This is a genomic window from Streptomyces clavifer (assembly GCF_036345975.1).
In the GTDB taxonomy this organism is placed as follows: domain Bacteria; phylum Actinomycetota; class Actinomycetes; order Streptomycetales; family Streptomycetaceae; genus Streptomyces; species Streptomyces clavifer.
Genome location: NZ_CP107793.1, coordinates 6,984,763 through 7,008,486, shown reverse-complemented (window position 1 = coordinate 7,008,486; position 23,724 = coordinate 6,984,763). Strand labels below are relative to the sequence as shown.

18 protein-coding genes and 1 pseudogene are annotated in these 23,724 nt (G+C 72.3%); 4 read left to right on the top strand and 15 right to left on the bottom strand.

All coding sequences use genetic code 11. The features are described from left to right. Positions 1 to 66: 66 nt before the first annotated feature. The 3 genes from OG927_RS30350 to OG927_RS30340 all read right to left on the bottom strand — a co-directional run bounded on the left by OG927_RS30350 (position 67) and on the right by OG927_RS30340 (position 4,966). Entirely contained in the window at positions 67 to 1,848 is a 1,782-nt protein-coding gene (locus OG927_RS30350; protein WP_330321125.1) for a galactose-binding domain-containing protein, read from the bottom strand. A gap of 88 nt (positions 1,849 to 1,936) precedes the next feature. Then, the gene (locus OG927_RS30345; protein ID WP_056800189.1) at positions 1,937 to 3,052 is read right to left on the bottom strand and encodes a DUF1996 domain-containing protein; all 1,116 of its coding nucleotides are present in this window, start codon (positions 3,050 to 3,052) and stop codon (positions 1,937 to 1,939) included. A gap of 780 nt (positions 3,053 to 3,832) precedes the next feature. After that, positions 3,833 to 4,966, bottom strand: coding sequence for a S1 family peptidase (locus OG927_RS30340; RefSeq protein ID WP_124281571.1), 1,134 nt, complete (start codon positions 4,964 to 4,966; stop codon positions 3,833 to 3,835). A gap of 249 nt (positions 4,967 to 5,215) precedes the next feature. On the opposite strand from OG927_RS30340, the gene OG927_RS30335 reads away from it, so the two are divergent. After that, positions 5,216 to 6,244: an SCO7460 family lipoprotein gene (locus OG927_RS30335; RefSeq protein ID WP_319103662.1), complete on the top strand. Its 1,029-nt coding sequence runs from the start codon at positions 5,216 to 5,218 to the stop codon at positions 6,242 to 6,244. Between the two features lie 20 nt (positions 6,245 to 6,264). Here the strand turns inward: OG927_RS30335 and OG927_RS30330 are convergent, their stop codons facing one another. After that, a complete protein-coding gene (locus OG927_RS30330) occupies positions 6,265 to 7,776 on the bottom strand; it encodes a carboxylesterase/lipase family protein (RefSeq protein ID WP_330321124.1) in 1,512 nt (503 codons plus the stop codon). Positions 7,777 to 7,971: 195 nt separating this feature from the next. Between OG927_RS30330 and OG927_RS30325 the strand changes: the two are divergent. Next, positions 7,972 to 8,174: pseudogene (locus tag OG927_RS30325) on the top strand (hypothetical protein); the annotation flags it as partial. A 27-nt stretch (positions 8,175 to 8,201) separates the two neighbouring features. Here the strand turns inward: OG927_RS30325 and OG927_RS30320 are convergent. The 11 genes from OG927_RS30320 to OG927_RS30270 all read right to left on the bottom strand — a co-directional run bounded on the left by OG927_RS30320 (position 8,202) and on the right by OG927_RS30270 (position 21,360). After that, positions 8,202 to 9,686: a UDP-N-acetylmuramoyl-L-alanyl-D-glutamate--2,6-diaminopimelate ligase gene (locus OG927_RS30320; protein ID WP_330321123.1), complete on the bottom strand. Its 1,485-nt coding sequence runs from the start codon at positions 9,684 to 9,686 to the stop codon at positions 8,202 to 8,204. Positions 9,687 to 10,018: 332 nt separating this feature from the next. Next, positions 10,019 to 11,563, bottom strand: coding sequence for an ABC transporter ATP-binding protein (locus OG927_RS30315; RefSeq protein WP_330321122.1), 1,545 nt, complete (start codon positions 11,561 to 11,563; stop codon positions 10,019 to 10,021). Further along, positions 11,560 to 12,429: an ABC transporter permease gene (locus OG927_RS30310; protein ID WP_056800206.1), complete on the bottom strand. Its 870-nt coding sequence runs from the start codon at positions 12,427 to 12,429 to the stop codon at positions 11,560 to 11,562. Before OG927_RS30310 ends, OG927_RS30315 begins: the two co-directional genes overlap by 4 nt. Next, positions 12,426 to 13,379, bottom strand: coding sequence for an ABC transporter permease (locus OG927_RS30305; protein WP_056800209.1), 954 nt, complete (start codon positions 13,377 to 13,379; stop codon positions 12,426 to 12,428). The genes OG927_RS30310 and OG927_RS30305 overlap by 4 nt, the downstream gene beginning before the upstream one ends. Further along, entirely contained in the window at positions 13,376 to 14,971 is a 1,596-nt protein-coding gene (locus OG927_RS30300; RefSeq protein ID WP_056800212.1) for an ABC transporter substrate-binding protein, read from the bottom strand. Before OG927_RS30300 ends, OG927_RS30305 begins: the two co-directional genes overlap by 4 nt. Next, on the bottom strand, positions 14,955 to 15,776 hold the full coding sequence (locus tag OG927_RS30295) for a class I SAM-dependent DNA methyltransferase (protein WP_330321121.1): 822 nt from the start codon (positions 15,774 to 15,776) through the stop codon (positions 14,955 to 14,957). The genes OG927_RS30300 and OG927_RS30295 overlap by 17 nt, the downstream gene beginning before the upstream one ends. Then, positions 15,773 to 17,050 carry an MFS transporter gene (locus OG927_RS30290; RefSeq protein WP_056800221.1) on the bottom strand — a complete coding sequence of 426 codons (1,278 nt, stop codon included), beginning with the start codon at positions 17,048 to 17,050 and terminating at the stop codon, positions 15,773 to 15,775. Before OG927_RS30290 ends, OG927_RS30295 begins: the two co-directional genes overlap by 4 nt. Continuing rightward, on the bottom strand, positions 17,047 to 18,186 hold the full coding sequence (locus OG927_RS30285) for an enolase C-terminal domain-like protein (RefSeq protein ID WP_209471754.1): 1,140 nt from the start codon (positions 18,184 to 18,186) through the stop codon (positions 17,047 to 17,049). Before OG927_RS30285 ends, OG927_RS30290 begins: the two co-directional genes overlap by 4 nt. After that, positions 18,183 to 19,268 (bottom strand): PLP-dependent cysteine synthase family protein, encoded by a 1,086-nt coding sequence (locus OG927_RS30280; RefSeq protein WP_330321120.1) that lies wholly within the window; start codon positions 19,266 to 19,268, stop codon positions 18,183 to 18,185. Before OG927_RS30280 ends, OG927_RS30285 begins: the two co-directional genes overlap by 4 nt. Further along, positions 19,265 to 20,107: a hypothetical protein gene (locus OG927_RS30275; protein WP_056800230.1), complete on the bottom strand. Its 843-nt coding sequence runs from the start codon at positions 20,105 to 20,107 to the stop codon at positions 19,265 to 19,267. Before OG927_RS30275 ends, OG927_RS30280 begins: the two co-directional genes overlap by 4 nt. Continuing rightward, positions 20,104 to 21,360 (bottom strand): ATP-grasp domain-containing protein, encoded by a 1,257-nt coding sequence (locus tag OG927_RS30270; RefSeq protein ID WP_330321119.1) that lies wholly within the window; start codon positions 21,358 to 21,360, stop codon positions 20,104 to 20,106. The genes OG927_RS30275 and OG927_RS30270 overlap by 4 nt, the downstream gene beginning before the upstream one ends. 271 nt (positions 21,361 to 21,631) lie before the next feature. Here OG927_RS30270 and OG927_RS30265 point away from each other — a divergent pair, with 271 nt between their 5' ends. Beyond that, positions 21,632 to 22,105: a DUF5709 domain-containing protein gene (locus OG927_RS30265; RefSeq protein ID WP_330321118.1), complete on the top strand. Its 474-nt coding sequence runs from the start codon at positions 21,632 to 21,634 to the stop codon at positions 22,103 to 22,105. A 75-nt stretch (positions 22,106 to 22,180) separates the two neighbouring features. Next, positions 22,181 to 23,623 (top strand): NADP-dependent phosphogluconate dehydrogenase, encoded by a 1,443-nt coding sequence (gndA, locus tag OG927_RS30260; RefSeq protein ID WP_056800241.1) that lies wholly within the window; start codon positions 22,181 to 22,183, stop codon positions 23,621 to 23,623. Positions 23,624 to 23,724: the final 101 nt, after the last annotated feature.

The window sequence follows — 23,724 nt, the reverse complement described above, 5'->3', positions numbered from 1 at the left end:
TCCGCCGCGGACTTCCCGTCGCACCGACAGCGGGGAGCGGGACTGCGCGGCGGGTCCTGCGAGCGGTCAGTGCCGGTAGACGCCGAACTCGTAGAGCGAGTAGCCCCAGGGGGTGCCGCGGACCGAGGTGCTCACCCGCACGTAGCGCGCGTTGCCCGCGACGTCGATGTCATCGATTCCGCCGTTGCCGTCGGTGACGGTGTGCACAGTGGTCCAGTCCTGGCTGTTGTCCGAGGTCTGCACGGTGTAGCCCTTGGCGTACGCGGCCTCCCAGGCCAACTGCACGTGGTCGAAAGCGGTCTTCGCTCCGAGGTCCACCTGCAGCCACTGCCGGTCGGACCAGTCGCTCGCCCAGCGGGTGTCGAAGGAGCCGTCGACGGCGTTGCCCGCGGGGCAGGGGCAGCCGACGCTGCCCGGCTGGTAGCTGGACGCGGCGGCCTGCTTCCCCGCTGCCACGTTGGTTCCGCCGACCTGCGGAGGCACGACCTCGAAGGACTTCGTCTCGATGCCGACGTTGCCCTTGCCGTCCGACGTCTTGAGGTAGACCTTCCAGACACCGAGCCGGTCCGGTGCGGTGACCTCGAAGGTGCCCCTTCCCCTGTCCGTGAACCGGACGTCCGTCAGCTGCCCGCTGTCGTCGACGTACCTGCTGCCGAGGAGCACCTGGTGGGTGAGCGCGTCACCGTCCGGATCCGAGACGGACGCCCTGAAGGTGAACGGCTTGCCCGCCTGGACCGCGGAGTCGTTGTCGACCGTCATGCCCGAGATCACGGGTGGTGTGTTGTCGCGCGCGGTGTCCGCTCCGTAGGCCTCCTTGACCGCGTAGTACGACAGCCGCTTCTGGCCGGCCGGAAGCAGGTTGAACCAGACGCCGCCGAAGTCGTACTCGGTGCCGTAGTGGAAGAGTGTCGCCCCCAGCGCCACTCCGGCGTGGCCCGTGACGCACTGCCATGCCCGCCGGTAGCCGTCGGCCTTGGCCACGTCGGACGGCTCGTCCGGTACGCCGTGGGCGTCGTCCGGGACCTCCCACTCACCGGCGGGCCCGCCCTCGGTCACGATGTAGGGCTTGTCGAAGCCGCCGTCCTTCCACGTCTGCTCGATGTCGCAGACGGCGCCGTAGGAGTTCACGGCGTACAGGTCGAGGTCCGGGGCGTTCCTCTTGTAGTACGGCCAGGCACCGGTCCAGGCGTCGGTCGAGGTGACGGGGTGGTGGGAGTCGACCGCGTGGATCTTCTTCGTGATGTCGTTGACGAACGTCGTGTACGCGTTGCGCTGTTGCTCCAGGGCCTCGCCGCTGTAGCAGTTCTGCAGACCGAGCACGGACTCGTTGCCGACGTTCCACATCAGGACGCCCGGGTGGTCCTTGTAGGTCTCCACCCACTTGGGGAACTCGGCGAGCATGTTGTTCTTGTACGCGGTGTCCGTCAGGTAGTTGACGCACCCGCCGCTGCCCGGGCCACCGCCGGGCTGGAGCCAGAAGCCGGCGACGACCTTGATCCCGTGTTCGGCGGCGCTGTCGAGCAGCGGCTTCGTCGTGGCATCGGTGCCCCACGTACGGATGGTGTTGACGCCCATCGATCTGACGTCCGGCATGTACCGGCCGGCGTCGGCGACGGCCGGACCCCAGGTCAGCCCTTTGACCGTGTACGGCGCCCCGTCGACGGTCAGCCGCCAGGCGCCCTGTGTTCCCTCGACCTTCACCACGCTTCCGGCAGCTTGGGCGGCGGGCGCGGGCAGGACGGCCGCGCCGGCGACGACGAGGGCGGCAACGGCGAGGCGTGCGGTGGTACGTCCGCGGACGCGACTTCGACCGCCGGCGACCGACGGGACGAGACGTGGGATGTTCATGGGGCGGTAGCTCCTCGTGGGGGGATCGTGGATGGAGAGCGCTCTCCCTCATGGGCGCACGGCACCCATGAGGGAGAGACGCAGGAGGTCAGGGCAGTTCGTAGTTCTCGTCGAGGGCGGCGCCCTCTCCGGGGTGGTTCTGGTCGTACCCCCGGGCGTCGCACTGGAGGCCGCCGACCACGCAGTGCTCGACCATGGCGCCCAGCGTGGCGTCGTCCCAGGCGTTGAAGAAGTCGTAGTGGAAGGAGTGACCGGTGCCGCTGGCCAGCCTCACCTGCGACATGTCACCGTTGACCGGCCAGGCCATCTTGAACTCGATCATCGGCAGGGCGACCGGATGGCTGGGCGGGCACACGTTCTGATTGGCTCCCTGAGCCCGCGGGTAGGCCATGTGCGCCTGGTGATCGGGGGTGTCCAGGTACTTCCCGTCCCAGCAGCTCGGCGCCTGCATACGGAGGTTGAGCTGGACGTCCGGGCGGGTCGGGCAACTCGCGGGGAAATCGAAGTTGTTGTAGCTCTCCCCGCACTCCCATCCCTCGACCTTGCCCGGATGGTTGCGGAACTGCTCCGCCGTCTGGGTAGGACTGCCGACGACGAACCGCAGCCCCTTGGGGAACGGCCGGACGCTCGTGTAGTCGGTCACCCCCGCCTTGTAGTAGATGGTCTGAGGGCCGACCGGGCGCACCTCCCGGTCTCCGTCGTAGAGGGTCGGCATCCAGTACGCGGACAGGTCACCGGGTGCCTTGCAGGCGGTGCCGCCCGCGCCGAGCGAGGCGGTGGTGCTGTTCTCGTCCGTGGTGTCGTTGCCCATGAAGGTGTGGTTGTGGGACTTCCCGGTCTGGCCCGGGTAGACGATCGGGTCCACCGAACCGGTGTGGCCGACCGAGCAGTTCGCCTGGAACTCGTGGAAGTACCGCGGCGCGGGAATCCTGGCGGACGGCTCGACCCCGGTCACCGGCGGGTTCGCCGGAATGTATCCGTCACCGTCCGGGTCGTCACCCGACGGGACGGGATCGGCCGCCGCCATGACGTGCCCCTGCATGACAGGTGACGCCGCCGCGCCTTGGCCGGCCGCCCGCGGGGCGGCCTCGGCGGTTCTGGCGCCGGCGTTCGTGACCGCCGTGAGCCCCATGACCACGAGGGCCAGAGCTGTCGCGACGATCAGTGCGGACACCAGGGTGATTCTGCTGGATCTTTCGGCCATGCGGACCTCCATGCCGCTCTGCGTCCGCGCGCATCGGGCGCGCGGTGGGGGGAGAGTGGAGCTGGATGGTGCACCACGAAGGCCGCCCGCTCGGTGCGGCGCGCAGCCCGGGGCCCTTGCGGGCATCCCCGGAAGCACAACGGGAGAGCGCTCTCCGAAGCGGTGTCAGTGTTGCGCCGCCGCCGAGAACATGTCAATAGCCGGTGAACGGTGCCCCGTGCATGGGCAGTTCCCGTCGTGGTGAGGCGGAGAGCCCGGACACGGGCTGGTGCGCGCCGGACCGACTTCCCCGGAGGGCGGCGCGTGCTTCATGGTCGCGCCCGGTACCGGCCGAGGCGCGTGCGCGCGCCGCGGGGGCGGGAGGCACGTCCGGCGCGGGGGCCATCGGCAGAGATGCCCCGGACCCGCTGCGGGAGGCTGGAGGACGACACTCAGGCGTGTCCCGCCGACCGGGAACAAGCCGGGGACGGGGCCGGGTTCGGGTTGCGCCCGGCACCACGGGGCGGTCACTGGGGGCGGGCGCCGGCGTGGGGCTCGGACGCGGCCGGCCAGGAGGGCGGGGCGACGGAAAGCAAGGAGACGAACAAGCAACGAGGTCTGCCGCGACAGGGGGCCACCCTTCTGTCGCGGCAGACCGGTCGCACGACGCCGGATCACCGGATCACCGGATCACCGGATCACCGGATCACCGGATCACCGAGGATCCGACGCCATCACGCGTCATGCCGTGTGGAACGCGGTGCGGTGCGGAGCTTTCGAGCGTCGAAGCGCCGTCGAGCGTCAGGCGGTGTGAAGCGTCAGCCCATAGCGGTTGAGGATCTCGTTGATGGGCTGGTACCAGGTCTCGCCACCGCTGCTGCAGTTGCCCCAGCCACCCGAGGTGACGCCCTGCGCCTGGTCACCACTGATGAAGGAGCCGCCCGAGTCGCCACCCTCCGCGCACACGCTGGTCTTGGTCATCTGGCGGACGGCGCCCTGGCTGTAGTTCACGGTCTCGTTCTTGGCCAGAACGTTGCCGCAGTGCCAGTGCGTGGTGGAACCGGAGCGGCAGATCGAGGCACCGATCGGAGCCTCGTTGGAGCCGCGGACGAGGCGGTCGGAGGTCGTGCCCCAGCCGAGGACGACCGGGACGGTCCACCAGCCGCTGCCCACGTTCACCCAGGCGTAGTCGTTCTCCGGGAAGGACGAACCCTGGAAGTTGCCGATGGCGGAGCCGTCCCAGCCCCTGACCGCCCCGCCCGTCTGACCGCAGTGCCCGGCCGTGACGAAGCCGCCGTGTACCGAGAAGCCGATGGAGCAACGGACGTTGCCGGTGTAGTACGGGTCGCCGCCGACCGTTCCGGCGGCGAAGGTCTGCGGGGCCTCGGAGGTGTGCTTCACCGTGACCGGGCCCGCCTTGCGGGCCTTCGCGACGAATGCGCGGACATCGTTGTCACCCTGCTCGGAGGCGACCACGCCGACCACGACACTGTTCGCCCGGGGGTCGACGTGCCAACTGCTCACCCCGCTGGGCGCGTCGAGCGCGTCTATCCGGGCCTTGGCGGCGTCGAGCTGCCGGGCCGTGTGGTCGACCAGGCGGACGTCCGCACCGGTCGCCCGGACGGAGGCGGCCTTCGCGCCGTCGGTCACGGCGACCGTGAGCTTGCCACTGCCGGCGTCGAACCAGGAGCCGCCGAACGAGGCTCCCGCCGCGCCCTTCGCGGCGCCCTGCAGGGCCGTCGCCTTCGTCTCGGCGGTGAGCCTCGCCTCGGCCTGGCGCTTCGTCAGCCCCAGGTCCTTCTGCATCGCCGCGAGCAGGCCCGCGGAAGCCTTCGGTTCGGACTTCGAGGGGGAATCGGCAGCCGAGGCCTGGGAGATGCCGGCGGTTGCCCAGGTGCCGATGATGAGCAGCGCGGACAGACCGGTCCGCACCATCGTGGTGTGTCTCAAGGGAGTGGCCCTTCTGTTGTTCCAGCTTCGTGGGGGTGGAACAGAAAGCGTCCGAGAGCGGTGGGAAGAGTCGTTGAGAGCGCTCTCAAACGAGTAGCAACGGACTGTAGTCCAGTTCGCAAGGCAGGTCCATGCCAATGACGGTCCAGTTGAGTAGGCGTACTCATCCCACATGCCGTCAGCGGTCCTACTGTCACAGGAAACACACGTCGCGGACACCGTGAGGAGCAGACCATGGCCGGATCACGCCGTAGGCAGCTGAAGGCCGGGATCACCGGCGCCCTGGCCGGTTCCCTCGCACTGCTGCTCGGCGCCTGCGGGGTGCTCGGCACCGAGGAGGACCGCGGACTGGCCGCGGAGCTGGCGGAGAAGCACTTCCCCGGCCAGCTGGAGGTCATCGGGGCCCGCACCCTCTTCCCCGGAACCGGTGGGTCGGAGATCACGTTCTCGGTGACGGACGACCGCGACGCCGTGGTGCGCCTGAGCGTCGATTCCGAGAAGGGGACCTGCGCCTACGGTGCGTGCGAACAGGCGATGGGTGCCGCGATCGCGCGGGGAAGGGCGGAGGCTGCGGACTCGCGCGTCATGAGGAGTGCCTTCGCGGAGTGCGGGCACGAAGTCATCGCGGTCGACCCCGCGGGAGGCGCTCCCTACATCGCCGTCCGGCCCACGAACTCCACGGTCACCGAGGTGATCGCCGAGGTGGGCGGGTGCGTCCAGCGCTGGGTGACGACGAGCGGCGCGGGGTCGCCTCTCGCGAGGAAGAACGGCGCGGCGGTGAAGCTCGTCTCCCCGGGGGTGGCGGAGCGCCGCGAGACCGGAAAGGCCTCCTGGCCCACGGCGATGCGTCTGAGCCACTCCGGCCTGCTGGCATCCCTGGGCGAGCGCCCGTACTACTCCGTGGGGTACGACATCGCCGGAGGCCGGGTCGACACGAAGGGCCGCGCCCGGATCGTCCGGCCGCTCGAGCTGAGGCGGGAGTTCGGCCGGACCGTCGAGAAGGCGGTGCGGGAGGAGCTGCGCGCCACGTATCCGCAGGTGCGGACGAACGTCTTCGCCGGGGTGTGGATGCTCGAGCCCGGCACGGTCGACCGGCAGACCGGCTACGTGCTCTTCTGCGAGCGCCCGGACGGGAAGAAGCGGTGCCTCGGCGACCACGCGGTGGTCGTGACCACGGACGTACGGGGCAATCCGGTCGGTGGACTGCGGATCGTACGTGATGTCCGTGAGGACGGCGGCGCGCTCAGGCTGCCGCCGCTGTAGCCCGGGGCCGTCGGCCTCGGTCAGGGCTCCAGCAACGGAAGCCCGGCGACACGCCACCCCGCACGGAACGCGGCCTCCGCGCCGGTGGTGTCCGCACCGGACGTGTCCCAGATCCTGACCGCACCGGCGGAACCACCGATCGCCGGCCAGCCCGGCTCGCCGCCGGCGGCGAAGTCGGCCCAGGCGCGCATCATGCGCTGCGAGAGGGCGTGGTCGTCGGGAGCCGGCGGGCCTCCGACGAGGAAGTGGACGCTCTCCTCGTGGAGGTTGCCGAAGGCGAACGGGATGTCCGCGCAGTGCCAGGCCCTGACCCGCTCCCCCGAGCCACCGCGCTGCCGGGCGAACCGTGAGAGGAAGGCCCGGCCGCCGGCACGGGCATGGGATTCGGCGAGCCTGCTGCTGTACTCGCCGAACAGCAGGTCCCCGTACACGGCGAGGAACACATCGAGTACGGGAGCGCCCGGCATCGACGTGCGGTGGGCGTGCATCAGCGAGGGAGACAGCTGGAAGTCCGCCGCGAAGACGGCGAGCTGCTCCTCGGTGGTGATCTTCGCGCTGCTGCCGACGGCGTCCAGCAGCCAGTACTCCTCGGTGGTGTGACAGACCAGCAGGTCCACGTCGGCCGCGACGCCGGCCGCGGACGCCGTGAGCGGATCCAGGGGAAGCGTGTCACCGCCCGCCACCGGCCCGTAGACGGCCGGGTCGTAGTGGCGCGGGCCGGACGCGGGGTCGTGGCGGTAGCCGTCGGCCACCGCGTCCGAGGCCGCCACGAGGGCGCTCGGGGCTACGGACAGGAGCCCGTCGTACGTGGCCGGAACTCCCGCCGCGGCGGCCACCTCCCGCGTGGTGCGCGCGGCTGATTCCGGTGAGGCGCAGGCGTTCACGGCACTGTGGGCGATGGCACGGCGGAAGAAGCCGCGCGCGCGGTCCATCGCCATCAGGCAGGCGACCGAGGTCGCTCCGGAGGATTGTCCTGCCACGGTCACGTTGTCGGTGGCGCCGCCGAAAGCCGCGATGTTGTCCCGCACCCACTCCAGGGCGGCGATCTGGTCGAGCAGACCGCGGTTGTCGGGGCAGGGCTCCCCGCCCCCGCCCGGTGGGACACGACCGAACCCCTCGAAGCCGAGGCGGTAGTTGAGCGTGACGACGACGAGGCCCTGTCCGGCCAGGGCGGTGCCGTCGAAGTCCGGCTGCGCGGAGGAGCCGAAGACGTGAGCACCCCCGTGGATCCACACGAGCACCGGAAGCGCGTCGCCGGCACCGCCCCGGGTCCAGATGTTGAGGCTGAGGACGTCCTCGTCGCCCGGTGACCAGACCGGTGCGCCGGGCAGTTCGGCCGACTGGGGGGCGACGGGACCGAACGCGTCACAGTCCCTGATGCCGTCCCAGGCTGTGGCAGGGCGCGGGGCCCGGAACCGGCGGGTGCCGAACGGCGGCGCCGCGTAGGGGATGCCGAGCAGCGCGACGACTCCGGGGTCACGTGCCGCCCGCCGCCCCCGGACCGCTCCGGACTTCGTCCTGAACACCGTCATCCCGCTCCCCCGTATCCTCCGCCGCCGCCCTCCGGTCGGCCCCGTGTCACCCTTTCACCGGGCGGTGGGTCCCGGCCAACACCGAGATCCCGCCCGTTGACGCACTTCCGATGTGAATCGGGCACTGAACCCGACCGTCCGCGTCTGTGGATCCGTTGTGCCACGACCCGGGCCCCGGCGGGCGGTTCCCTTCCGAGCGGGTGCCGTTTCGAGGTGGACGGTGCGGACGAGGCGCACCGCTACCCACGGGCGCACGGGTGCCGGAGGACAGCGTCCGGCGGGTGTGGACGGCCATCGCCCTGCACACCGCACCGGGCGTCCGCGCCCTCATGGAGCCCGAGGTGGCGCCGGGGACCGCCGGGGTGGAGCACTTCGTGCTCGGTATCGGCTGCGGGGACGTCTGAGGGCGTGTGCCCCTCCGGGACCTACAGCAGGCCCGTCGACCGGGCACATTCACGCACCGTGGCCATGTCGCTGAACGGGCGCAGCTCGTCGCCGACGATCTGATGCGGCTCACTGCCCTTGCCTGCGATCAGCACGATGTCGTCCGGGCCTGCCTCGGACAGGGCGTAGCCGATCGCCCGGCGGCGGTCGGCACACCGTTCGAACGGGGTGCCGGTCGCCTCGATGCCCGGGGCGACGTCGTCCAGGATGGCCTCGGGGTCCTCGTGGCGCGGATTGTCCGAGGTGAGGACGCACAGGTCGGAGTAGGTACCGGCGATCGTTCCCATCTCGGCCCGTTTGGTGGTGTCCCTGTCCCCTCCGCAGCCGAAGACGGTGATGACCCGGCCTCGTGCGAAGCCCCGGATGGTACTGAGGACCTTGTCCAGGGAGTCCGGGGAGTGGGCGTAGTCCACGATCACTGAGGTGCCCTGCGCCGTCGTCAGGCGTTCGAACCTGCCGGGGATCTGCGGCATCCGTTCGAGCGCGGCGACGAGTCCGGCCAGGTCGTGGCCCAGCCGGTGGCAGGCCGCGACCGTGGCGAGGGCGTTGGCCACCGAGAACCTGCCCGGTGAGGGGATCGCCGCCGGGTACTTGCGGCCTTCGTGGTGCAGGGTGAACCGGGTGCCCGAGGCGTCAACGGTCAGGTCGGTGGCCCGGTAGTCGGCCTCGGTGTCGAGCGCGTACGTGGTCACCGCGCCGGGCATCATCGTCCGGATGGAGGCGCCCACGGGATCGTCCGCGTTGACGACGGCGTGTCGGCACAACCCCTGGAAGAGCCGGAGCTTGGCGTCGCGGTAGTGCTCCATGGTGCCGTGGTCGTCCAGGTGGTCCTGGCTCAGATTGGTGAACACCCCGACGTCGACGAAGGTGCGGTCCACCCGGTGCGTCAGCAGGCCCATCGACGTGGCCTCCAGCACCACGCTGCCCACGCCGCGGTCCCGCATGCACCCCAACAGGTACTGCAGGTCGGGTGATTCCGGTGTGGTCAGCACCGACTGCGGCATCGGAATCAGCTCGTCGCCGATCCGGCTGCCGGCCGTGCCGATCACCCCGGCCTTCACGCCCTCGGAGATCCGCAGCACGGACTCGACCATGTACGAGACCGAGGTCTTCCCGTTGGTGCCGGTGACGGCCACCACGTCCATCTGCCGTCCCGGCTCGCCGAAGTAGCGCGAGGCGAGGACCGCGGCCGCCGTACGGGTGTCCGGGACGCGAACGACACAGACGCCCTCCTGCACCGTGGGCAGTACGCAGCTGTCGTCCACGACGACGGCGGCCGCACCCCGGGCGATGGCCGGCGCCACCGCGTCGGGGCCGCCCTCCAGGTGCCCGGGCACCGCGATGAACAGCGATCCCGGTACGACCCGGTCCGCGTCGAAGGTCGTCCCCGCGGTGATCCGCGTCGTGTCCGGGTCGCCCCGGAGGGTGTGGTGGGCCTCCCCGGTCAGCAGCTCGCTCAGCTTCAAGTTGATCCCTTCGAAGGGCTGGGGCCGCGGGCGGCCGTCGCCGGAGCACAGCGCCGGCGGTACGCCGGGGCTGCGGTGGTGAAGTGGAGCGCGTGCGATGCCCGATGTGCCGGGTGATGCGTGGAGGTGCCGCGCGCCGGACGGCGGCAGTGTCAGCGGGACGGGGCAGTGCCCCGGTCACGGGAACCGCTGAAGATCGCTAGCCGTGCCCGTGCAGGGCGGTGCGGCAGTTCGCGGGCGCGCCGAGGACTGCCTGGTGCAGGCAGGTCCCGGGACCACTGGTGCGGCGCATGGGCCGAGTGTACGTCCGTATGGGTGGTCCGGATTCCGCTTCAGGGGCGGACGGCGGATCCCCGGCGCGTGGAGGCCCTGAGCAGGGCGACGGTGAACGGGTGCCGCGGAGCGGTCAGGATCTGTTCCCTGTCCCCCACTTCCACCACCTCGCCGCCGTCCAGGACGGCGATGCGCGTGGCCGGGGCGGCGGTGTCCAGGTCGTGCGTGATCAGCACGACACAGAGCCCGTCCCGCTGCCGGACCAGCACGGTGAGCAGATCCAGCAGGGAGCGCCGGGTGACCGGATCGAGCCCGGAGGTGATCTCGTCGCACACCAGTACCCGGGGGCGGGCCAGGAGGGCCCGGGCGAGGGCGGCACGCTGGAGCTCGCCGCCGGACAGCAGGCCGGGAAGCCTGCGGACGAGGTCGTCGCCCAGTCCGAGGTCCGCCAGGGTCCGCCGGGCCTCCGCCGTCGCCTCCTCCCGGCCGGCACCGCGCAGCCGCACCGCTGTGCGCGCCACCTGGTCCAGGACCGGACGGTGTCCGTCGAACGCGGCCCGGGCGTCCTGGAAGACGTACTGCACGGCCGCGAGCTGCTCCCGGCTCCTGTCGCGCAGGCTGCGGGGCAGCGGTTCGCCGTCGAGCAGGACCTGTCCCCGGTGGTCGCGGTGGAGTCCGGCGAGGCACCGCGCGAGGGTGGTCTTGCCGCTGCCCGAGCGCCCTACGACGGCCAGGCATTCGCCCGTACGGAGGGTGAGCCCGGCCACCCGCAGTACGGGGACCCGGCTGCCGCCGGCCCCGTGGTGGGCGACGAGCCCGTCGACGCGCAGCACCTCCGTGCCGGCACGCCCCTCCTCCGCGTACGGCACGGTCCGGGGCTCGGCGAGGAGTTCCCGGGTCCACGGGTGCACGGGGTTCTCCAGGACCTTGTGCGCGGGGCCCTTCTCCATCACGCGCCCGCCGCGCATGACCACCACCTCGTCGGCGAGCTCCCGTACGACGTCGAGGTCGTGGCTCAGCAGGAGGACGGCGATGCCCCTGCGCGCCACCGAGGCCAGCTGGTCGACGACACGGCGCTTGGTCAGGGCGTCCTGCCCGGTGGTGGGTTCGTCCGCGACGAGGACGCGGGCACCGAGCAGCAGGGCCTGTGCGAGGACGACGCGCTGCTGCTGGCCACCGGACAGCTGGTGCGGGTACCGGCGCAGCAGTTCGGCGGCGTCGGGAAGCTGCGCGTCCGCGAGCGCCTCGGCCACACGCTGCCGAGCCGCCGCGCGACGCCGCGTGCGGGGCAGGTCCCGCACCTGCTGCCGTGCCATGTCGCGCAGCAGGGCGCCGACGCGCCGGGCCGGGTTGAGGACGGACGCGGGGTGCTGGGGGATGAAGCCGATCCTGCCGTGGACCACCACCTCCCCCGTGACCCGGGCTCCCGCGGGGTACTCGCCGAGCAGGGCGAGACCGGTGGTCGTCTTGCCGCTGCCGGAGGCGCCGACCAGCGCGGTCACGGTGCCGGGCCGGATACGGAGGCCGACCCGGTCGACGAGCACCTGTCCGTCGACCTCGACGGTCAGCCCGTCGATGTCGGCGAGCACGGGGTCCTGCTTCATGGACGTCTGCCTTTCCGGGGCGGTACGGGGGCGCGCGGGGCCGGTTCGCTCCGGACGCGGTCACGCGGGGTGCGGCCGGCCGGGGCACGGTGCTCCATGGCCGCGTCGACGAGCAGATTGCTGCCCATGGTCAGCGCGACAATGAGCAGGGCCGGCACGACGACCGCCCAGGGCTGGATGAACAGCCCGGCCCGGTTGCGGTCGACCATCACGGCCCAGTCGGAGGCGTCGGGGGCGACCCCGATGCCGAGGAACGCGGCGGTGGCCACCAGGTAGAGCGCTCCGGTCAGCCGGATCCCCGCGTCGGCGGCCAGGGTCCGCAGGATGGACCGCCCTACGTAGCCGACGGCCAGCCGCCACCAGCTCTCGCCCTGCATCCGCAGCGCCTCCACGGCCGGCCGGGAGGCGGCCTCCGCGGCCGCCGCGCGCACGATGCGGGCGGCGTCCGGGACGGAGACGAGGGCGACGAGCAGAGCGAGTCCGACGGCACCGGGCGGAAAGGCCGCGGCGACCAGCAGGAGCATGAGCAGCGAGGGCACGGCGAGCAGCACGTCCAGCGGCCGCATCAGGGTTTCCTCCAGCCACCTGCGGTGGGTGAGGGCGCTGACGAGCCCGACCGGCAGGGCGACGAGATAGGCGAGGGCCGTGGCGGCGAGCGCGACCAGGACCACGGGCCGGCCGCCGAGCAGCACCTGGTCCAGGACGTCACGGCCGACGAAGTCCGTGCCGAGCCAGTGGCCGCCGCCCGGGGTGAAGGAGGCGGCGCGGGCCCCGGGTTCGCCCACGAAGAAGGGACCGAGCACGGCCAGGGCGAGCGGCACCCCTGCGACGGCCGCCCCGGCCGCATACCTCCCCGGACGCTTCACGCCGCCACCCCCGACCTCGGTGCGAGGCGGTGGGTGACGAGGTCGGCGCCGAGGTTGAGGACGACGGTGGCGAGGCCGAAGACCACGGCCAGCCCCTGCACCACGGGGATGTCGCGGTCCGCCACCGCGTTCATGAGGACGGTGCCGAGTCCGGGGATCACGAAGAGTGCCTCCACGACGACGACGCCGCACAGCAGCCAGTCGACGGTGCGAGCGAGCTGCTGGGTGGCGGGGGCGAGGGCGTTGGGCAGGGCATGGGCGTAACGGACGCGGAAGCCGGGGATCCCGTACCGCTGTGCGTGGGCGGTGTACGGGGCGGCGAGCGCGTCGATCATTCCGGCGCGCACCAGCCGTGACAGGGAGCAGACCGGCCGCGCCAGCAGCACCAGGACGGGCAGGACGAGTGCGGCCGGATGGGCGAGAAGGTCGGTTCCGTAGCCGACCGCGGTCGGCGGGAACCAGCCGAGCCGCAGGGCGAAGACGGTCACCAGCAGGACTCCGAGGGCGAATTCGGGGACGGCGTAGACCCCCAGGGTCGCCGAGCTGATCAGCCGGTCCGTGAACCGCCCTTCCCGGCGGGCGGCGAGGACCCCCAGGCCGACCCCGACGGGTACCAGGAGCAGCACCGTGACGGTCGCGAGGAGCACGGTGGGCCCGAAACCGTCCGCGAGGAAGCCGGACACGGGACGGCCCGAGGCGAGGGAGGTCCCGAAGTCGCCGTGCAGCAGCCCTCCGACCCACTCCCCCAGCCTGATGTGGGCGGGCCGGTCGAGTCCCATCGCCTCACGGACGGCCGCGATGCGTTCCGGGTCGGGCTGGTCGCCGGCGAAGGCCACGGCGGCGTCGCCCGGCAGCGCCTCGGTGAGCACGAAGACCAGCAGCACGACCGCCACGGTCTGTGCCACGCCGAGGAGCAGCCGCCGGGCGATCCAGGAACGCAGTCCGCTCACGCCAGCCAGACCTTGTCGAAGCGCGCCCAGTCCAGGGTGTTGGCGGGCGCTTCGCGTGCGACGCCCCGGACTGAGGGCGCGACGCCCAGGATCCAGTCCCCGAAGCCCCAGACCAGGAAGCCGCCCTCGGCGTGCAGCCGGCGCTGCATCCGGCCGTAGAGCGCGCCCCGCTCTGCCTTGTCCTTGGTGGACTGGGCCTGCTGGTAGAGCGTGTCGAAGCCCTTGTCCTGCCACTTGGTGGCGTTGGTCGTGGAGTCGGTGAGGAGTCGCTGGGAGATGTGCGACTCGATGGGCATGGCCCCGGAGCGGTAGCAGCACAGGGTGCCGGAGTCGAGGATGTCCTTCCAGTAGGAGTCCTTGCTGCCCATCCGCACCTCGACGGTGACCCCGGCGCGGGCCGCCTGGTCGCGGAAGATGCCGGCCGCCTCGGTGAAGCCCGCCGCGACGGCCGAGGTGTCCAGGGTGACCTTCAGGCCTTCCGCGCCGGCCTGTTTCAGGAGGTGGCGGGCACGGTCGATGTCCTGTTCGCGCTGCGGGAGTTCGTCCGCGTAGTACTCGTATCCCTTGCCGAAGAGGTCGTTGCCGATCTCTCCCGCGCCGGAGAGGGCGCCGTCCACGAGTTCCTCGCGTCCGGCGATGTGGAAGAACGCCTCGCGCACCCGGGGGTCGTCGAAGGGCGGCCGGTCGGTCTTCATGGCGAAGGCCTGCATGGCGCTGTTCGGCAGCCGGACGATCTCGATGCTGCCGGCCTTCTCGTGGGCTCGGCCGGTGGCGGGGTTGAGCTCGTGCGCGTACTCGACCTGCCCGCCGAGAAGGGCGTTGATCCGGGCGGACTCCTCGTTGGCTATGACGAATTCGAGCTCGTCGAGGTGCGGTGCGCCGTCCCAGTACTCCTCGTGACGGCGCAGGACGGTGGAGCGCCCGGGGGTGAAGGAGACGAAGCGGAAGGGTCCCGAACCGACCGGTCCGCTGTCGAACCCGGTGGCGCCCTCCGGCACGATGTAGGTGCCGAACGCGGCCATGATGTTGGGGAATTCGGCCGTGGGCCGCTTCAGTACGAACTCCAGGGACCGCGCCCCGGTGGCACGGCTCGCCTTCAGGTCGATGGGTTCGAGGGACGCGCGGGCGCGGTACGCCTTCGCCGGGTCGGCGATGCGCCGGTAGCTGTACAGCACGTCGGCGGCGGTGACCGGCTTCCCGTCGTGGAAGCCGGCCTTCCGCAGGGTGACCGTCCAGCGGTCGAGCGCGGCGTTCGGCTCCCACCTCTCGGCCAGCCGCGGCTCCGCGGACAGGTCGGCACCGTAGTCGGCGAGCTTGTCGAAGAGGGCCTTGCTCCGGGCCGCGTCGGCGAAGAGGTTGCCCAGGTGCGGGTCCAGGGTCTCGCTCGCGCCGCCTCCGGCGAACGCGGCGCGCAGCCGGCCTCCGCGCTTCGGGACGCCGCCGTCCTTGCCGGCGTCCCTCGTGGCCGGACCGGAGCCGGAGCACCCGGCGAGTGCGAGTGCGCCGAGGCCGGCCGCGCCTCCTGCCGCCGCGAGGAAGCCGCGTCTGCGCAGGGCGGGGAAACGCGTCGACGAGTCAGTCGGATCGGACACAGTTGATCTCCTGTTGATGGGTGGAGCGGGCAACGAGGTGGAGCCGGTCGCCGTCGGCCTCGCTGCCCGGCACGGCGCCGGGCTGCCACGGTGGTTCGGTGCGCGGCCCCGGGCCGTCGTACAGACCGAGGACGTCGAAGCCGTGGCGGCCGAGGAAGTGGCGCAGTTCCTGGGGGAAGAGCAGCCGCCACGCGGACCGCTCCTCGACGGGCGGGGTGCCGTCGTCCGCGGTCCAGTTGCGGGTGCGCCGCAGGAGCTGCGCGCCGCGGTCCAGGTGCAGGACGGTGGTCGAGCGGTAGGTGGTGCCGTTCCAGGTGAAGGCGGAGACGGAGGGGGTGGCGGAAGGTTCGTCCCGGCCGAGGAAGTACGCGCCGCTGCGCATCTCCGCGACCAGCAGGCCGCCGGGCACCAGGGCGCGGCGGCAGGACGTCAGGAATCCGTCGAGCTGCTCGTTCGTGTGGCAGTACAACAGCGAACTGTCGAGGCACACCACGGCGTCGAAGGCCCGCTGTCCGAAATCGAACCCGCTGAGATCGGCCCGCGCGTAGACGGGTCCGGGGTGGTGGACGCGGGCATGGGCGAGCATCGTCGCGGAGAGGTCGACGGCGGTGACCCGGCGTCCGGCGCGGTGGAGGAACGCGGCGTCGCGTCCGGTGCCGCAGCCGAGGTCCAGGACGGCGGGACCGCTCCCGTACCGCCGCAGGCAGTCCTCGGCCCAGCGCCCGGCGAGCTGTGCGGGGTCGGGGAAACGGGCCTCGTACAGCTCGGGGCGGTCGGTCAGCAGGTTTCCCTGCCTGCCCTTCACGCCGTCACCGGTACGGGTGCGCGGTGTGCCGGGGGAAGGGTGCCGACGCGGTGCAGCCAGGTCACTCCGCCTGCGGAGGCGAGCCCGAGGAGCAGGCAGCAGGCCCAGGGCAGGAGCGCGACGGCACTGCCCGCCCCGCCGCGTTGCGCCTCGTCCATGGCCCAGCCCACGGCCGTGTTGCCGACGGCGGCCACGACGCCGGAGACCGCGTAGAAGACGCCGAAGTACGTGCCCGTCAGCTCGGACCGGCCGAAACCCGGGATCAGCTCCATGACGAACGGCTGCGCGGTCATGATCCCCAGGTGGAGCAGGAGCGCACCGGCCAGTACGGGCAGGGCGCGCAGCACGGCGTCCAGGGGCCCGGCCGGAGGCGCGCCGGTCCCGGCGACCAGCATGGGCGGTACGAAGGCCAGCGCCATCAGGGCCAGTCCGGCGGCGATCCAGCACGCCCGGCTGCCGCGCCGCTTCAGCGCGCGGGTGAGACGGATCTGGAGGGTCAGGCCGGCGAGCGTGCCGACGAGGAAGACGAGTCCGGCCGCGCCGTCCCAGCCGGTGGCCTGCCGCGCTCCGTCGGGGAGCAGCAGGTACAGCTGGTTCTCGAGGGTGAACATGCCGACCATGACCAGCGCGAACAGGACGAAGGCACGGTTGCCGGCGACCTCGCGCCAGTCCGCGACGACCGTGCCCCTGGCCGGTGGCACGTCCCTGGCGGGCAGCACCAGGGCCTGGGCGACGGTGAGAACGGCGAAGATCCCGGCCGCGGTGAGCGCGGAGGCACGGAAGTCGACGAGGAGCAGGGCACTGCCCAGGAGGGGGCCGATGAGGGCGCCGGTGGTCGCGAAGACCTGGAACAGCGCGAACGCCTCGGCCCTGCGCTCCTCCCCCGCCTCCTGCGCCAGGTAGGTGCGGACGGCGGGGTTGAACAGGGCCCCGGCCACTCCGCTGAGCACGGATGCGGCGAGCAGGACCGGCAGTCCGTCACCGAGGGCGAACAGGGCGAATCCCACGGTGCGTACCGCGCAGCCGGCGATGATGACGCCGCGGGCTCCGAGCCGGTCGGCGGCGGAGCCCCCTATGAGGAAGAGGCCCTGCTGGCTGAGGTTGCGTACGCCGAGCACGACGCCGACGACGACGGCCGACATGCCCAGGTTGTCGCCGAGGTGGGTGGCGAGGTAGGGGATGAGCAGGTAGAAGCCGGTATTGACGCCGAGTTGGTTGACCAGCAGGAGGCGGATGGCGAGCGGGAAGCTGCGGATCTCGTCCCAGGTCCTCATGACGCCACGTCCCAGGCCCCGGTGTCACGAGGTCCGGTCTGTTCGGCATCCTCGGCGGCACGTGGCCCGGCGCCCGCCGTACCGGGTCCGGATGCGGCGGTACGGGGTCGTACGCCGAGACCCGGCTGTGCGGACGCGCTCACGAAGCCGTCACCGCCGCCGATCCCCGACCAGGGGTCGTGGGCGAGCAGGAGGTGCCCGTCGAGGTCGGTCCAGCGGGCACGGTCGGCGATGTGGACGGCCGGTGCGATACCGAGGGTGCTGGCGGTCAGGCAGCCGAGCATCAGATCGGTGCCACTGCCCTCGATCAGCGCGGCGATCCTTAGGGCGGCGTGGACTCCGCCGCACTTGGCGAGTTTGACGTTGATCCCCTGGACGCGCCCGGCCAGCCGGCACGCGTCCTCGTAGGTGACGGCGTCCTCGTCCGCGATGACGGGCAGGGGCGAGCGGGCCGCGAGGCGCGCCAGGGCCTCCGGGTCGCCGGGCGCGAGGGGCTGTTCCACGGCCTCGACGCCCAGTTCGGCGAACCGGGGCAGCAGTGCCCGTGCCTGCCCGGCGGTCCAGGCCCCGTTCGGGTCGAGGAGGAGGCGGGCCTCAGGCGCCGCCGCGTGGACGGCGCGTACCCGGTCCAGGTCGGCCTCCTCGTCCCGGTCGCCCGCCTTGATCTTGATGACGGAGAATCCCGCCCCGGCCAGTCGGCGGGCGTGGGCAGCCGCCCGGCCCGGGGAGGTCAGCGAGATGGTGCGGGCCGTGGCGACCCGCGGGGCGACGGCAGAACCGAGGAAGCGGTGGACGGCGGTGGCGGTGCGCTTGCCGACCAGGTCGAGGAGCGCCGCCTCCACGGCGGCGGTCACCGCCGCGGGGGTGTCCGGGGCGGTGAGTTCGCCGACGCGCAGGGCGTGCAGCGCGGTCTCCGGTCCGGGGAAGCGGGCGAGGCACTCGGCGGCTCCCGTGAGGAGCCGTTGCAGGGCGGGCGTGTCGAGGCCGTAGAAGACGCTGGTGACGGCCTCCCCGTGCCCGCTCAGCCCTTCGTGCGTGACGGTCAGCCGCACGGCGTCACGGGCCGCCATGGTCGACCGCGAGATGCGGAGCGGCTCGGTGAGGACGAGTCGCACGGTGTGCTGGGTGACCTTCACGGCTGCCTCTCCGGATGTTCTGCGAGGGGGTCGGTGACGGTGGTGCACCTGGCCCAGCCGCCCGCTTGGGCGGCACGCGGGTGCGGGAGGTCGACGGGGCCGGTCGCCGCGAGGTCCGGGTCCAGTCCGTGGGCGGTGGCGAAGTCGTCGTCGTAGACCGTGCCGAGGTAGCGGTGCGGCCCGTCGGGGAAGACCGTGGCGACGGCGGCCCCCGGATGGGTGCGGGCGGCCCACGCGGCGACGCGCGCGACGGCGCCGGTGCTCCAGCCGCCGCTGACGAAGTTGCCCCGGGCGAGGCGCCGGCAGGCGTCCGCGGCCTCGGCGGGGCCGATCCAGTGCACCTCGTCGAAGGCGTCGTAGGCGACGTTGCGCGGGTGGATGCTGCTGCCGAGTCCGCGCATCAGCCGGGGTGCGGCCAGCTGGCCGAAGATGGTGGAACCGGTGGAGTCGACGGCGATCAGGCGCAGGCCGGGCCAGTGCCTGCGCAACGGTCCGGCGATTCCGGCACTGTGTCCGCCGGTGCCGACGCTGCACACAAGGATGTCCAGATGGTCGAGCTGGGTGGCCAGTTCGGCGGCGAGCGAGGCGTAACCGGCGGTGTTGTCGGGGTTGTTGTACTGGTCCGGCCAGTACGCGCCGGGGAGCCGGCCGAGCAGGTCGCGGAGGCGTTCCAGCCGCGCGCCCTGCCAGCCTCCCCGGCGGGCCGGGCGGTCCACGAGCTCCAGTCTGGCCCCGTGGGCGCGCAGCAACTGACGCATGGACGGCTCCAGTTCGCTGTCGCCGACCAGGACGACGGGGTGGCCGAGGGCCTGTCCTGCGAAGGCGAGCCCTATCCCGAGGGTGCCGGAGGTCGACTCAACGACCGGTGCCCCGGGGAGCAGTTCGCCGCGTTCCTCGGCGCCCAGGAGCATGGACACGGCTGCCCGTGCCTTCATGCCGCCGACGGCGTGCCCCTCCAGCTTGGCCCAGAAGCCGGGGTGGGGGCCGGGGAGCCCGGTCGTGATCCTGGCCAGCGGTGTGCGGCCGAGCAGGGCGAGCAGTTCGCGGTTGGGGGCGAGGCTGTGCAGCGATGCCGTGGTCACGGGGTGCCTCCGTCGTCCGCGCGGTAGCGGTGGATGGTGCCGGGTCCGCCGTCGAGCCAGAAGAAGGGATAGGGCTCCGCGCACACGGCGCTCACGCCGGCCCCGAGGAAGCGGGGCAGCACCGCGCTGCCGGTCTGGGCGAACATGACCAGCGGTTTGCCGTACTCCAGGGCGTGCTGCCGCAGCGGATCGAAGGTCCCGTTGCCGAGCGTCATGCCCGAGGCCAGCACGGCGTCGCACCGCCCCATCTCCGCCAGGGCATCCGTGCCGACGGCCTCGCCCCACTCGGTGGTGCCACCCTTCAGATCGCACGGGAGGGCCACGTGTCCGCGCGAACGCAGCTCGGCGAGGAGGGAGTTGACGACTCCGACGACGAGTACGGTGCCACCGGGCGCGACCGCGTCCAGCAGCTCGACGACGGCCGCCGCCCGCGCCCGGGACCTCTCCAGCGAGGTACCGGCGGGGACGGTCACCGGCTCCGCCCCGTGGGCCGGGGCGTGCGGCGTGACGTCCATCAGATAGGCGTCCAGCGCCGCGACCCGCACAGCCGTCAGCGGGTGGTCGAGGAGCCCGGCCACCTCCGCTCCGGCGCAGTCCTCGACCGTCCCCGCGGGCAGGGAGCCGGGTTCGACGGAACAGGAGCCGACGGCCCGGTCGAGGCGGAGGCTGAGGACCTCGTTGCGGTATCCCCCGCTCCGCCCGTCGTGCCGGACGGCCTGGGACGTCGTGAAGGCGACGGCGATGCGGCGGGTCCGCGGGTCGGGGCCCAGCTCCCCCGCGAGGGCCCGGTCCACGAGCCCGTCGAGCGTGCGGCCGTCCGTGCGCGCGCCGGCGTTCACGACAGCACCAGCCTGGGGCGCACTGCGGCGAGCAGCGACTCGACACGGTCCCGGGCGCCCAGCCCGGCGGCGTCGCCCGCCATGACGTGCCCCAGGTAGGCGTTGTTGCTGTCCGCCGCCCCGACCTTCCGTCCGGGCTCCGCCATCTGCACCTCCAGCACGCCGTCGGCGTCCCGCATCCCTGCGGCGCCCTCGACGGACGCGAGCGTGCCCGCGGCCTCGGGGACGAGGAATCCGATGGCCGCACTGCGCAGCCCGGTGTCGCGCCGCCGGAGGTCGGGTTCCCGGCCGAGGGCCACGTCGACGCAGGCCGCGGCGAGGTCGATCCCGGTGACATGGCGGACGAGCTCGGTGATGCGGTTGCCCGCGGGCCGCGGGTTGACCTCCACCACACGGGGCCCGTCGGGGGTCAGTTTGATCTCGGTGTGCGCCACGACGTCGTCGAGCCCGAGGGCGGCTCCGGCGCGCAGGGCTGTTCCGGTGGCGGCCGCGAGGTCGTCCGGGCCGAGGGCGGCCGGGAACATGTGGCCGGTCTCGATGAAGGCGGGTGCCCCTCCGACACTCTTGTCGGTCACTCCGACGACGTGGGTGGTGCCCGCGTACGACACGGTCTCGACGCTCACCTCGGGCCCCCGGAGGAATTCCTCCAGCAGGATGTGCGGGGTGCGCAGCTGACCCCGGGCGTTCACGGGGAAGCCCGCCAGGGCGTCGCAGGCGGCGGCCAGCTCGGTCTCGTCGTCCACGCGGCGCACGAGCATGCCCGCGCAGAGGTCGACCGGCTTGACCACCAGCGGGTATCCGATGGCGCGCGCGGCCTCGGCGGCGGCGACCGCGTCCGCACAGACCGCGAAGCGGGGGCCCGGGAGCCCGGCGGCGTCCAGGATGCGGCGGGTGGCGTCCTTGCGGCAGGCGTTCTCCATCGCCTCGGCGGCGGGGCCGGGCAGGCCGAGCCGGGCGGCGATGCGGGCGGCCGTCGGCAGGTAGTAGTCGCAGGAGGTGATCACTCCGTCGAAACGGAGCGCCTCGTGCAGGCGCTCCGCCTGCGGAAGGAGCGTGCCGACGTCATTGGTCGGTGCCGTGACGACGTTGCGTGCGGTGAGCAGCGGATGCTCCGTCCCCTCGGGTGCGGAGCGGAGGTAGTGCTGCAGGTCGCGGGTGAGGAAGGTGAAGTGATGGCCCCCCTCCCCCAGGGCCCGGGGCAGCAACCTGCTCATCGATCCGACCCAGCTCTCGACCACCAACAGGTGAGCCACGAGCTCCCCCTTCTCACAGTGCCGTTGGGAATGCGGGCAGGCAGAGGCCGGCCCCGCGGAGGGGGCCGACCGACCCGACCGGACACACGCTATCGATAATCATTTTCATTGTCATCTAAAACCCCGTCACAACCGTTGACGACCTTCTTCCGTTGCGCCACCGGCAGGACCGGAGTGGAATTGCGTACAGGGACCCGGAACGGGCGCGACCGACCCCGGCGTCCGCGACGAGGCGACAGCCTCGTCCACCCCCGGACCGAAAGGACACGCCATGACCGACACCGACCGGGGGGACGACGTCTACCAGCCTCAGGAACCGGAGGCCTCGGACCCCGCTGATCTTCTCGACCTGGAGGACACCCTCGACACCACCGGAATCACCGACGTCCTGGACGAGGGGTACTCCCCGCCCGACCGGCCGTGGGCCGTCGACGACGAGGGCACCACCGCAGCGGAACAGCACACCGGCGAGTCCCTGGACAGCCGTCTGACCAGGGAAGTCCCCGAGAACGCCGCGTCCGCCGACGGACCAGGGGATCTGGCGGAGGGCGACGGAGAGCTCTACGACACGGAAGTGGGCACCGACCGGGCCGGACGGCTCACCCAGGGTGGCGACGGCCATGTGCCGGCCACGCTGACCGCCCAGGACGTCGGGATCGACGGTGCGGCGGCGTCCGCCGAGGAGGCGGCGATGCATGTGATCCCCGAGGAGGAGGACCTTTTCGGGGAAGAACCTTCGTACTGAACGCACCACTCCCGGCACCCGTATCCCTGACCGGCCACCCTCCGTCACCACCGAACAGATTGCAGGAGCACACAGATGAGCGGCACTGCGCAGATCGGCGTCACAGGACTCGCGGTGATGGGCCGCAACCTCGCCCGGAACTTCGCCCGCAACGGCTTCACCGTCGCCGTGCACAACCGCACCACGGCAAAGACGGACGCCCTGGTCAAGGAGTTCGGTGACGAGGGCACTTTCGTCGCCGCACACACGCCGCAGGAGTTCGTCGCCGCCCTGGAGCGCCCCCGCCGCCTGGTGATCATGGTGAAGGCGGGCGAGCCGACCGATGCCGTGATCAAGGAGTTCGCCCCGCTCCTCGAGGAGGGCGACGTCATCATCGACGGCGGCAACGCCCACTTCGAGGACACCCGCCGCCGCGAGAAGGAGTTGCGCGAGCGCGGTATCCACTTCGTCGGCGTGGGCATCTCGGGCGGCGAGGAGGGCGCCCTGAACGGGCCCAGCATCATGCCGGGCGGCTCCGAGCAGTCGTACGCCTCACTGGGCCCGATGCTGGAGAAGATCGCCGCCGTGGCCGAGGACGGCACCCCCTGCACCACCCACATCGGCCCGGATGCCGCCGGCCACTTCGTGAAGATGGTCCACAACGGCATCGAGTACGCGGACATGCAGCTCATCGCGGAGGCGTACGACCTGCTGCGGTCGGTCGCGGGATACTCCCCCGCACAGATCGCCGAGACGTTCCGCTCCTGGAACACCGGCCGCCTCGACTCCTACCTGATCGAGATCACCGCAGAGGTGCTCGCCCACCAGGACGCGGCCACCGGCAAGCCCTTCGTCGACATCGTGCAGGACCGGGCGGAGCAGAAGGGCACCGGCCGGTGGACGGTGCAGATCGCACTCGACCTGGGCGTGCCGGTGTCGGGCATCGCCGAGGCCGTCTTCGCCCGCTCCCTGTCCGGGCACGCGGACCTGCGGGAGGCCGCCCGCGGCCTCCCCGGGCCCTCGCCCGCCCCCTTGGGCCAGAAGGAGGCCGCGGCTTTCGCCGACCGGGTGGAGCAGGCGCTGTACGCGTCCAAGATCGTGTCGTACACCCAGGGCTTCCACCAGATCCGGGCCGGCAGCGAGGCGTACGACTGGGGCATCGACCTCGGCGCGGTAGCCTCGATCTGGCGCGCCGGGTGCATCATCCGCGCGGCGTTCCTGGACCGGATCAGGGCGGCGTACGACAGCCGGCCCGATCTGACGAGCCTCCTGTCCGACCAGCAGTTCGCCCAGGAGATCGGCGCGACACAGGACGACTGGCGCGGGGTGGTCGCCGAGGCCGTGCGGCAGGGGGTGCCGACGCCCGGCTTCGCCGCCGCACTCTCGTACTACGACGGCCTGCGTGCCGACCGGCTGCCCGCGGCTCTCACCCAGGGGCAGCGGGACTTCTTCGGGGCCCACACCTACCGGCGCACCGACCGCGAGGGTTCGTTCCACACGCTCTGGGGCGGCGACCGGTCGGAGACCACCGCCGGCTGACGGCGGCGAGGGCCCCGCGCGCGGCCTGCCGCTGCGGGGCCCTCGCCCGGCCGGACGACGGAATCCCGCACGGTTCGAGGCGCGGGGCTCTCGCCCGGCCG